Raw genomic sequence first — 11,004 nt, forward strand, 5'->3', positions numbered from 1 at the left:
CGCCGCGCCCGTGAGCCGCGAGCGCGAGCTGCCGATCGCCGAACGCGTCCGCCGGTTCCTCGCCACCGCGTCCCCCGGCGCCGCGGAGCTGGCCGCGCACGTCGCGGTGTCCGTGCCGTCGCTGCCGGTCATGCGCCTCATCCAGCACCGCGTCCTCGGCGGCTCCGGCCCCGGGCAGCTCGCGGAGGTGCTGCTCAGCGGCCTGCTCCGCCCGGCGGGCGGCCCCCGCTACGCGTTCGTCCCCGGTGCCCGCGACGCCCTGCTCGACACGCTCGCCCGCCCCGAGGCCCTGCACACGCGCCGCGTCCTGGAGGCCGTCTCCGCCGAGATCGAACGCCGCGCGGGGACGGCCGCCGAGACCTTCCGCGCGCTCCTGCCCGAGTCCGGCGGCCCCCTCACCCTCGTCGCGGACACCGACCATTTCGCCCTGGTCACCCCGAAGACCCGCGCCCACCTCACCCCGTCCCCAGCCGCCGCCCCGGCCACCGATGCGCCCGTCCGGGTCGCTCTCGCTCCGGCCGAGGCGGCACCGTCCGAGCCGCCCCATCTCCTCGATCTCCTGGACCGCCCGGTCGACGAGCTCATCGGCGACGCGTGGGACCGTCCGCCGCACCCCACGGCCATCGGCGTGGACGAGAGCGGACAGACGGCCTGGGTCGACATCCTGCGCGGCGGCGCCGAGGACGCCTCGCCGCGCCACGGCGTCCTCGCGGGCCCCAGCGCCGAGCGCCACCGGCTGCTGCGGACGATCCTGCTCAGCCTCGCGCTCAGCCACTCGCCCCGCACGGTCAGCTTCATGTTCGCCGACCTCATGGACGGCGACGCCTTCGCGGGCTTGGAGGACCTGCCGCACATCTTCTACACCGTCCGTGGTTTCTCCACCGATGACGCGCCGCTCACCCGGCTGACCGGCGCTCTCGATGTCGAGCGGGAACGCCGAACCGCTGGCCTGCGGAACGCGGGAGTCCCGACCTGGGACCATTACCAGGCGGACCTCGCCGCCGGACGTCCCCTCGACCCGCTCCCCGCCCTGGTCGTGGCGATCGACAGCACCGTCATCCCGTTCGACGGCGAGCATCTGTCGCCCGGCGAGCTGGACGACGCTCTGGGAATCCGTTTCCTCTGCTCCCAGCAGACGACCCATCCCCCAGGACAGTGGCAGATCGTCGTTCCTCCACGGCGGCTCGGCGCGCTCGCGACCGTCACCGCGCAGGGACAGCCCGGCCCGACCCGGTTCCTCCCGGCGCACGTCCCGGAAGAGGAAGTCGCACAGCTCGTCGGCACGATGGCGGTTGGGGAAGCGGACGCGGAGACGGAAGAGATTTCCATCCCGGACCCGCCTCCCATCGGAGTAGGGCCGGATGGAGACCCGATCACGCTGGACCCGTTCGACCCGACCTTGGACATCCCCCATGGACTGGTCGTCGGTGAGACCCGGGATCGGCAGCGGGTGCTTCGCAACATCCTCGCCCACCTGGCTGCCGCCCACCCGCCCGATCGGCTCGGGATCGTCATCGCGGGCCTGGGAGAAGACCCGCTCGGCGGTGCGCTCGTGTTTCCTCACCACTCCCCGCATCGCAGAGACCTGTACGAGGAAATGCTCGGCCGCCCCGAGGGCCTCCGACGCTTCCTGGAGTTTCTGAACGACGAACTAGAGACACGGGCCGCCGACGAGGAACCGGCCCGGCGCCTCCTAATCGTCGTCGATCTGTCCCTGACGTTCCCGCCGAGCAGGCCAGACGTGGCCGAGACGCTCCTCTCACTCGCGCAGAGGGGAACGCCGCTCGGCATCCACCTGCTCGTCTCGTCCTCCATCGTGGAGGGGACGACGACCTGGGCGCGTTTCCTTCCGCTCCTCAGATGGCGCATCGTGGTGAGCCCCCTGGCACCAGGCGAACTCCAGCGCACGATGGGCCGCCCCTCCCTTTCCTTCGGCAACGGCGACCGGACCGCCTTCCTCCGCATCGGCAATGAGGCCCCTGACCACTTCACCGTGGCGCCTGTCCCCGAGGACGCCTGGAATATCAGCGCTGAGGCACTCGACCGCCTGCGCGCGTACGTCGCCCGGGTGGCCGATGCCCAGAAGATCCGCACCCTGCTCCGGCAGCTCATCGACGCGGAGGCGGAGCGCGTCGAGACCGGCCGTCCGCTCGCCCCCCGGCACATCATGTTCCAGGGGCGGACGATGCCGGAGATGCGCACCCTCGCACGCCTCTACAGCCGGATGCTGGCGAACCTCGGCGTGCTGTGGCGCGGCCATCTGACAGAGACGTCCCTGTCGAACCTGACGCGAGAGGACGCTCTTCATCACGCTTTCCGGGAGGCGCGAGGCGGCGTCTTGTTCATCGACATCGACGGAGAACCCGGGACTCCCCGCCTGTTCGCCTTCACCTCCGAGCTGGCGACCCTGATGCAGCACTACTCCGATGAACTCATCGTCGTGATGTCGGGCGACCAGACGAGACTGCATTCCGTTCTCATGGTCACGGCCAGAGATTCCTTCCGCTGGGTCCGCTTCGTGGACCTACCCGCACCACCCCGGGATTCTGCGGCGTCGCCTCCGGGACGGCGAATCCCGATCGGGGTGGACGAGGACACGGGCGACCCCGTGCTGCTGGACTTCGACAAGGACCGGCATCTGGTCATTACCGGCCCTCCCGGGTCGGGAAAGGCGCAGGTGACCCAGTTGCTCGTCCGGGAGATCGCCACTCGCATCCCGGCCGAGGAACGACTGATCTATGTACTGAACCTGGCGAATGTCCCACGTGAGTTCCTGGCAGAGGCCCAGGGCCATGAGGACGCGCGAGCGGGCCTCCGCTACGCCCGCAGTGACGCCGAGTTCGCCCTGCTCTTGACGGAGGCCGCCCAGAAGGCCCAGAGCAGGGAGTCGGCCGGCCCGGGCCCAGAGATCTACGTGGTGACCAACCTCAGGCTCCCCCTCGGGGGCGACACGCTACGGCCTCTGCTTCGGCTACTGAAGCCCGGCCTCGCGAGCGGCCTGCACCTCGTCCTTTCGCGTCAGCAGACCTCCCTCTGGGACGCGCCGGACGACGTGCTGTCCAGCATGCGCGCGCTTGCGGCGCCCGCGTTGTTCCTGGGCTTCAGCGGCGGTCAGAGAGCGGAGTCTTGGGGTGTGCCGCCGCAGATGCAGAGAGTACTCGCGCCCGGCCACGGGTTGCTGGCGTGGCCGGACCGGCGGCGGCGGGTGCGGCTCGTCACACCCTGAGCTGTTTTGTACTGACCTGTCCATAACGTGTTAGCCTGCTGCCATGGCGCGACCACGGGGGTTCCAGGAGGAGCGGGCGGTCGAGGCCGCGATGCGGGCGTTCTGGGCGGCCGGGTACGAGGCGACCTCGACGCAAGATCTGTGCGCGGCGACCGGGCTCGGCCGCAGCAGCATCTACAACACCTTCAAGAGCAAGCACGACCTGTTCGAGCGGGCCCTGACCTGGTACATGGAACAGAAGACCGGGGCTCTGCTGGAGCTGCTGGAGAGCGACCTGCCCGCACGGGAACAGTTGCGGACGGTGCTGGACTGGGCCGTCGACACCGAGACCGACGAGCCGGTCGGCTGCCTCGTCGTGAACACGATGGTGGAGATGGCGCCCCACGACCCCGGCATCGCCCGCCGCCTGGACCGTGACCGCGAGGTGCGACTCGGGGCGCTGCGGGCGGCGATCGAGGCGGGCCAGCGGGCCGGTGAGATCGACGCGACCAGGGACGCGGCGGCACTGGCGCTCTTCGTCGTCACGACGGTCAGCGGACTGCGCGTCGCGGCCAGGGGCGGCGCGGACCGGGCGACCCTCAGCATGATCGCCGATACGGCGATGACCGCGATCTGATCCGGACAGGGCGACGACCGAGCCTTCTCTCCCGCCCAAATTTTAGACTGATCAATACAAAAGGAATCGGAGAACCAGGAATGCCGAGAACCGTACGACCACCCCGGGCGCACGACGACGCGGGGCCCAGGGCCGGAGCGAGCCCTGCGAGCGGAGGTCGCGCCAGCGGGTCGTCCACCAAGATGGACAGGGCGGTCTATGTGCTGGGGTTGGCGATCTTCGCGCAGGGGACCTCGGAGCTGATGCTGGCGGGGCTGCTGCCGGAGATGGCCTCCGACCTCGGGGTGTCGGTTCCCGACGCCGGGTTGCTGATCTCGGCGTTCGCGATCGGGATGCTGGTGGGGGCACCGGTCCTGGCCGTCCTGACGTTGCGCTGGCCGCACCGGCGGGCGCTGCTGGCGTTCCTGGGGTTCTTCGCGCTGACGCACGTCGCGGGGGCGCTGACGCCCGGGTACTGGGTGCTGTTCGCGACGCGGGTGGCGGGGGCGTTCGTGTACGCGGGGTTCTGGGCGGTGGCGGCGGTGGTCGCGGTCGGCCTGGTCCCGCCCGGCGCGCGGGGGAAGGCGATGGGGATCGTCGCGGGCGGCCTGACGCTGGCGACGATCGTGGGGCTTCCGGCCGGGACGGTCATCGGCCAGCATCTCGGCTGGCGGGCGGCGTTCTGGACGGTGGCGGCGCTGTCGGCGGCGGCGATGGCCGGGGTCGCCGCGACGATCCGCGGCGGGCGCCGCGAGGGCCCGCCGCCACGGGTGCGGGACGAGCTTCGCGCGCTCGCCGGCGTGCGCGTCTGGCTGGCCTACGCCACGACGTCGCTCGCCACGGGGGCGTTGCTCGTCATCTTCAGCTACCTCGGGGCGATGCTCACGCGGACGACGGGGCTGCCGGAGCGGTGGGTCCCGGCCGTGCTGGCGCTGTACGGGATCGGGGCGCTGATCGGCATCACGGTGGGCGGCCGGACGGCGGACGCGCACGCGGGGGCGACCCTGTACGCCGGGATCGGGGGGCTGGTCGCGGTGTCGGCCGCGCTGGCGCTGACGGCGGGTTCACCCGTGCCGGTGGTGGTGCTGGTGTTCCTGCTGGGCGCGTGCGGGTTCGCCACGAACCCCGTCCTCAACACGCAGGTGTTCGCGCTGGCGGACGCGCCGACGCTGGCCGCGGCGGGGAACGTGTCGGCCTTCAACATCGGCATCACCGTGGGGCCGTGGCTCGGCGGGCTGGCGCTCGGCGCGGGCACGGGGTACGCCGCGACGGCCTGGATCGGCGCGGGCCTGGGCCTGGCCGCGCTGGGCACGGCCGCGCTCGGCCGGACGCTGACCCCGTCGTTCCGTGAGACCGGCCGGGCCGCGTAGCGACCCGGCCGTCGGCCCGTTCGGCGCTCCGCGAGGTCTCCGGATCAGAATTGGTCGATGACGACGACTCCGGTCGGACCGTAGGACTCCAAGGACTCCAGCACCTCGCTCGCCTGTCCGAGGTCCACCGTGCGGGAGACGATCCGGCCGGGGTTCAGCCGGCCGGCTTCGACCATGTTCAGCATCGTGCCGAAGCGCTGGCCCTGCATGCCGAAGGCGCCGAGGAACTCCAGCTCCTTGACCATCATGACGTCGATCGGCAGCGCGACATCGCCCTTCTCCGCGCGCGTGGTGTGCCCGAGCTGCACATGACGGCCGCGGGTGCGCAGGGACAGGACGGAGTTGCGGCAGGCGGCGGCGATGCCGACGGCGTCGATCGATACGTGCGCGCCGCCCCTGGTGAGCGTCCGCACCGCCTCGACGGGCTCGTCGCGCGTGGCGTTGACGGTGTGCACGGCGCCCAGGGCGCGCGCCTCGTCCAGCTTCTGGTCCGAGATGTCCACCGCGATCACGTTGGCGCCCGTCGCCGCGGCGATCTCCACCGCCGACAGCCCCATGCCGCCGCCGGCGCCGTACACCGTGACCCACTCCCCGCCGCGGACCCGCGCCTGGTCGACGATGCCGTGGAAGGCGGTCATGTAGCGGCAGGCCAGGCTGGCGACATCGACGAAGCCGACGGATTCCGGCACCGCGACGAGATTGACGTCGGCGAAGCGCACCATGACCAGTTCCGCGAAGGCGCCCCAGTAGGACACTCCGGGCACCAGCGACGCCACGTTGTCGCACACGTGCTGGTTGCCGCTCCGGCACATCTCGCACGACCCGTCGCCCGGGTTCATCGGGAAGATGACGCGGTCGCCCGTCGCCCAGCCCTTCACCTCGCTTCCGACCTCTTCGATGGTGCCCGCGAACTCGTGGCCGAGCACGAACGGGGGGTCGACCTCCGGTCCTCCCGTCCAGAAGTCCCCCGCCCACAGGGCCCAGTCGGTCCGGCAGATCCCGTTCGCGCCGACGCGCACGATCGCGCCGTCGGGGGGACATTCGGGGTCCGGTACTTCACGGACGACGAGGGGCTTGCCGAGCTCTTCGATGACTGCGGCGCGCATGAGCGCGACCTCCTGTCGATGTCGTCGCGGCGCCCACCGGCCCGGCGGGGCCGGCCGCACGTCCCGGCGCCTCGCGGCTGTGACACACGGCCGGCGGCCGGTCCAGGAGCCTCTGAATGTCCACCACTTCAAGCGGTGGACCAGGACGGGACGGTAGTTCCCCCGCTCCATCGATGTCAACCGCCTAGAGTGGTGGACATGAGCGATGGAGGCGGTCAGCGCGCGGCCGGGCGGCGAGCCAAGGCCGACTTCCGGTTCGACGACGCGCGATTGTGCTTCGGTCTGGCCGGCACCCTCGCCGATCGCGGCAGGTCCGAGCGTTTCGAACGGCTGGCGCGGCCGGCCGATCTCGGCCGCTGGTGCGTGGAGAGCGGCTGCACCGGTGTGGCGCCGGCCTGCACAGAGACCGACCTGGTCCGGGCGAGGGAACTGCGGGAGGCGATCCAGCGCGTGGGCGAAGCCTTGGCGGCCGGGGTTCCGCCCGGCTCCGAGGACGTCACCGTGATCAATCGCGCGGCCGCCGAATCCCCCTCGGCGCCGGAGCTCTCGGCAGACGCGACCTCGGTCCGCTGGAACGGCGACGGGGTCGAAGCGGTGCTCTCGATGGTGGCGCGGGATCTGATCGCGCTGTGCGATTCGGAGTACCGCGGGCGCGTCCGCATCTGCGGGAACCCCGACTGCGGCGTGCCGTTCGTCGACACGTCCCGCGCGGGTGCCCGTCGCTGGTGCTCGATGAAGACCTGTGGGGCGCTCGCCAAGAAGCGGGCCTATCGAGCCAGACTGCGCGCGGACGCCACCGGCGAGTAGGGGCCCGGTCAAGGACCCCGGCCGGCTCGTCCCCGGTCCCGGCGGGCGGCGCCCCCTCGGCCGGCCCACCCCGGCCGTCCTACCGCGGACGGCGTGATGACCGGATCGGCCGCCGCGCCCGCCGAGGTCAGCGGGAGGACGGGCCGCGCTTGCGCGGAGGCTGGATCGGGACCACGGCGCGCAGGTGGGTACGGGCGCTGTCCATCATGTCGGCGAGCTGGGTGATCTGCTCGTCGGTCAGCAGGTCGAGCAGGCCGTTGCGGATCGTCTCCACATGACCCGGCGCGGTGCGCTCCAGGACCCGCTGTCCGTCCTCGGTGATGACGACCATGGACCTGCGCTCGTCGTCGGCGCTGGTCTCACGGCGCAGCAAGCCGGCCTTCTCCAGCTGGGCGACCTGGTAGCTCAGGCCGCTCCGCGAGGTGATCATCAGTTCGGCGAGCTCGGTGATGCACCGGTGCTGGGGGGCGCACTCGTTGGCCCAGTGGAGGATCTCGTACTGGACCATGGTGACCCCGCCGTCCTCCCTGAACTGCCGTTCGATCAGACGCTGGACCAGGGCGGAGGTCTCCAGGAAGCCGCTCCAGGCGCGCATCTCCCGCTCGTTCAACCAGCGCGGTTCGCTCATGGGGACGAGTCTACCGGGGGTTGCGTCGAATTCGATGCATCTGTACGGTCGCCCTTGTGCGTCGAATTCGACGCAAATCTATGGATGTCTCGACCGGAGGATCTCCCCATGAAGATCAGCATCATCGGCAAGGGCAACGTCGGCTCCGCGCTGGCCCGCCGCCTGACCGCGGTGGGGCACACGGTCACCACGGCCGGTTCCGCCACCGACGCCGGCGAGGTCGCGGCGCGGATCACCGAGGCGGAGGTCGCCGTCCTGGCGGTGCCCTTCCCCGCCGTCGCCCAGCTCGACGACACGGTCAAGAAGGCCCTGGACGGCAAGATCATCATCGATGCCACCAACCCGCTGGCGGCCGACTTCATGTCGCTGACCGTCGGGCACACCACCTCGGCGGGGGAGCAGGTCGCCGCGGCGCTGCCCGGCGCCCGGGTGGTCAAGGCGTTCAACACCGTGTTCGCCGGCACGCTGGAGACCCCCGAGCTCGGCGGCCGCAAGCTCTTCCTGCCGGTGGCCTCGGACGACGAGGACGCCAAGAAGATCGTGCTGGACCTCGGTGCGGAGCTGGGCTTCGACGCCGTCGACGCCGGTTCCCTGGCCAACGCCCGCTACCTGGAGCCGGCCGTGGAACTGCTGATCCAGCTCGCCTACGGCGTCGGGCTGGGCGGCGACATCGGCTTCACGCTGGCGCGGGCGTGACGCTCACCCCGCGGTCGGCGGGGTCCCGCTCGGCGGTCATCGGCCCGTTCGAGCGGACCCCGCTCCGCCCCTCCCGCGTCTTCGGCGCTCACGCGCTCAGCCCGGACGGCGGCGGCCGTCCCCGCTGAACCGTCCCTCCCTTCGAAGGAGCGAGTCATGCCTCTCGCCCTGCTCGCCCTCGCGATCAGTGCCTTCGGCATCGGAACCACCGAGTTCATCATCAACGGCCTGCTCCCCGACCTGGCCGCCGACTTCGACGTCAGCGTCCCGGTCGCCGGGCTGCTGGTCTCGGGATACGCGGCCGGCGTCGTCGTCGGCGCGCCCTTGCTCACGATGGCGGGGGCGCGGCTGCCCCGCAAGACCATGCTGGTCGCCCTGATGGTCCTCTTCCTCGCCGGAAACCTGCTGTCGGCGCTGGCCCCCACCTACGGGGCGCTGATGGCCGGGCGGATCATCGCGGCCTTCGCCCACGGCGCCTTCTTCGGCGTCGGCGCCGTCGTCGCGGCCGACCTGGTGGAACCGGGCAAGCGCGCCCGCGCGCTCGCCCTGATGTTCTCCGGGCTGAGCCTGTCGAACGTCCTCGGCGTGCCCGCCGGCACCGCGATCGGGCAGGCGCTCGGCTGGCGCGCCACCTTCTGGGCGGTCGTCGCCGTCGGCGTCGTCGCCCTGGCGGGGATCATCGCGCTCGTCCCCTCCAGCCCGCGCCCCCAAGGACACGGCCTCCTGCGCGAGCTGGGCGTCTTCCGGCAGGGCGGCGTGTGGCTGGCGCTGGCCATGACCGTGTTCGGATTCGCGCCGGTGTTCACCGTGATCACCTTCATCGCGCCGATGATGACCGACGTGGGCGGCTTCTCCTCGGGCGCGGTACCCGTGGTCATGGGCGTGCTCGGGGTCGGCCTGGTCGTGGGGAACCTCCTCGGCGGCCGGCTGGCCGACCGGGCGGTACTGCCCGCCGTCTACGGCTCCGTCGGCGCGCTCACCGTGCTGTCGGCCCTGGTCGCCGTCGTGGCGGGCAACCAGGCGGCGTTCATCGTCACGATCGTGCTGTTCGGGGTCGCCGCCTTCGCGACGATCCCGCCGCTGCAGACCTGGGTGCTGGACAGCGCGTCGCAGGCCCCCGCCCTGGCCTCGGCGGCCAACATCGGCGCCTTCAACCTCGCCAACGCGCTCGGCTCCCTGCTCGCCGGTTTCACGGTCGACGCGGGGTTCGGATACGCCGCCCCAGCCTGGGCCGGAGCCCTGCTGGGCGTGGCCGGCCTAGCCGTGACCGCCGTCGTGAGCCTGCACGTCCGCCGCCAAGCCCTGGCAGCGACGTAGCGCGAGGGTTCCGCGCCCCACCACGGTGGACGCCAGGGACGCGGCCTCCTCGATAACGGTGCTCAGCCGGAACGCGAGCGCGCGACCTGACCGGCGGGGCGAAGCCGAAGGCGAGCCCCGCCGGGAAGATCGCGAAGCGATTCGCGCTCGCACAAGCACGGTCACGAAGCGAGCCTTAGCGAGCGAAGTGGGCCGGGATTGCAGCCCATAGGGCCCGTCTGCCGGCGTGTTCGGCGACCGTCCAGATGCGGTCTTGGCTACGGAAGTACGACAGGTCCTCCGGCCCGTAGGACGCGGGACGCCGCTGGACCTCGCCCCATTCGTCCCCGTCCCACGTGGTCATGAGGAACTGACCGCGCCTCGTGCCGGAGGCGGTGTCGCGGTTGTGGGAGAACCACCAGGAACCGTGCGCGCGGACGCCGCCCTGGATCTTGCGTTCGGGCAGGTAGGCGGCCCAGTCGGCACGGGCGACACCGCCGCGGGCGGCGAGGCCGGCGCCTTCGTCCAGCGGCCAGGTGACCACGCGGCCCCGCGGGGCCGCCCGGGAGCAGTACTCGCCCGCGATCAGCGCCGGACGGGGGCCGGTGCGGTCAATCGACGTCCATGAGGTGCGCAGCGGACCCCGGCCGATACACCGGTCGTGGGGGGCGCGGCCCCGGGCGTAGTGCCAGCTCCCCGTCTGCGGCATCACGAACCGGTAGCCGTGGGCGTGGTACTTGCCGCCGTGCAGCCCGACCTGGCCTGGGCGGCTCCTCGACCCGTTCTTGCTCCGGGCGAGGTCGTAGATGTGGGTCATGTCGAACTCGCGCAGGCCGCCGCTGGTGTCCGCCACGTACAGCGTCCGCCCGAACCAGGAGATGCCGCCCGCGTGGACGGCGATGTCGGTGTACGTCGCCCGGCCACCGCTCATCCGCGGGTAGACGAGCAGGACGTGCTGGTAGCTGCCCCGGTCGGGGTTGACGAACGTGACCCGGACGCCGGTTCGCGAGTACCACGACACGAGCATGGGACGGCCGCCCCAGTTCTCGTCGGCCGAGGCGTCCGAGGAACTGGTGACGCCCTGCGGGACCCACGTCGAGGTGGTGGAGTCCTGCCTGTCCCAGCAGTGCACGCGGGCGTCGCCCGGGACGCCCGCCGCCCGCCCGCAGCCGCGGCCGAGCCCGCGCTGCCCGCTGGAGGTGATCAGCGCGCCGACGCCGATCCGGCCGAGCCGGCGGCCGAGCGCGCGCAGCGGCGCGCTCCGGTCCGAGCCCCGCCGG

Annotated in this window: 10 protein-coding genes; 7 read left to right on the forward strand and 3 right to left on the reverse strand. The window is 72.0% G+C overall.

The window, feature by feature from the left end; genetic code table 11:
- The 3 genes from E1291_RS33365 to E1291_RS33375 form a co-directional block, all read left to right on the forward strand.
- Nucleotides 1–3,226, forward strand: a 3,226-nt coding sequence (locus E1291_RS33365) for an FtsK/SpoIIIE domain-containing protein (RefSeq protein ID WP_207401073.1), incomplete at its 5' end; no start/stop codon positions are given.
- Between the two features lie 43 nt (nt 3,227–3,269).
- Complete coding sequence (locus E1291_RS33370) at nt 3,270–3,842, forward strand: TetR/AcrR family transcriptional regulator (protein ID WP_131742064.1); 573 nt, start codon at nt 3,270–3,272, stop codon at nt 3,840–3,842.
- 182 nt (nt 3,843–4,024) lie between these two features.
- On the forward strand, nt 4,025–5,191 hold the full coding sequence (locus E1291_RS33375; protein ID WP_131742065.1) for a Cmx/CmrA family chloramphenicol efflux MFS transporter: 1,167 nt from the start codon (nt 4,025–4,027) through the stop codon (nt 5,189–5,191).
- Between the two features lie 44 nt (nt 5,192–5,235).
- Here the strand turns inward: E1291_RS33375 and E1291_RS33380 are convergent, their stop codons facing one another.
- The gene (locus E1291_RS33380) at nt 5,236–6,297 is read right to left on the reverse strand and encodes an alcohol dehydrogenase catalytic domain-containing protein (RefSeq protein WP_131742066.1); all 1,062 of its coding nucleotides are present in this window, start codon (nt 6,295–6,297) and stop codon (nt 5,236–5,238) included.
- 198 nt (nt 6,298–6,495) lie between these two features.
- Here E1291_RS33380 and E1291_RS33385 point away from each other — a divergent pair, with 198 nt between their 5' ends.
- On the forward strand, nt 6,496–7,104 hold the full coding sequence (locus E1291_RS33385) for a CGNR zinc finger domain-containing protein (RefSeq protein WP_242614539.1): 609 nt from the start codon (nt 6,496–6,498) through the stop codon (nt 7,102–7,104).
- Nucleotides 7,105–7,231: 127 nt separating this feature from the next.
- Here E1291_RS33385 and E1291_RS33390 read toward each other — a convergent pair whose 3' ends face one another.
- On the reverse strand, nt 7,232–7,732 hold the full coding sequence (locus tag E1291_RS33390) for a MarR family winged helix-turn-helix transcriptional regulator (RefSeq protein WP_131742068.1): 501 nt from the start codon (nt 7,730–7,732) through the stop codon (nt 7,232–7,234).
- Between the two features lie 108 nt (nt 7,733–7,840).
- Here E1291_RS33390 and E1291_RS33395 point away from each other — a divergent pair, with 108 nt between their 5' ends.
- Genes E1291_RS33395 through E1291_RS33400 form a run of 3 tightly spaced genes read left to right on the forward strand, consistent with a single transcriptional unit; the run spans nt 7,841 to nt 9,745 of the window.
- The gene (locus E1291_RS33395; protein ID WP_131742069.1) at nt 7,841–8,428 is read left to right on the forward strand and encodes an NADPH-dependent F420 reductase; all 588 of its coding nucleotides are present in this window, start codon (nt 7,841–7,843) and stop codon (nt 8,426–8,428) included.
- Nucleotides 8,425–8,556: a hypothetical protein gene (locus E1291_RS44780; protein WP_278045299.1), complete on the forward strand. Its 132-nt coding sequence runs from the start codon at nt 8,425–8,427 to the stop codon at nt 8,554–8,556. The genes E1291_RS33395 and E1291_RS44780 overlap by 4 nt, the downstream gene beginning before the upstream one ends.
- A gap of 28 nt (nt 8,557–8,584) precedes the next feature.
- A complete protein-coding gene (locus E1291_RS33400; RefSeq protein ID WP_131742070.1) occupies nt 8,585–9,745 on the forward strand; it encodes an MFS transporter in 1,161 nt (386 codons plus the stop codon).
- A 175-nt stretch (nt 9,746–9,920) separates the two neighbouring features.
- Here the strand turns inward: E1291_RS33400 and E1291_RS42510 are convergent.
- Nucleotides 9,921–11,004: hypothetical protein (locus E1291_RS42510; protein ID WP_165495408.1), on the reverse strand; the 1,084-nt coding region annotated here is incomplete at its 5' end.

Source organism: Actinomadura roseirufa (assembly GCF_900659635.1).
Lineage (GTDB): Bacteria > Actinomycetota > Actinomycetes > Streptosporangiales > Streptosporangiaceae > Spirillospora > Spirillospora roseirufa.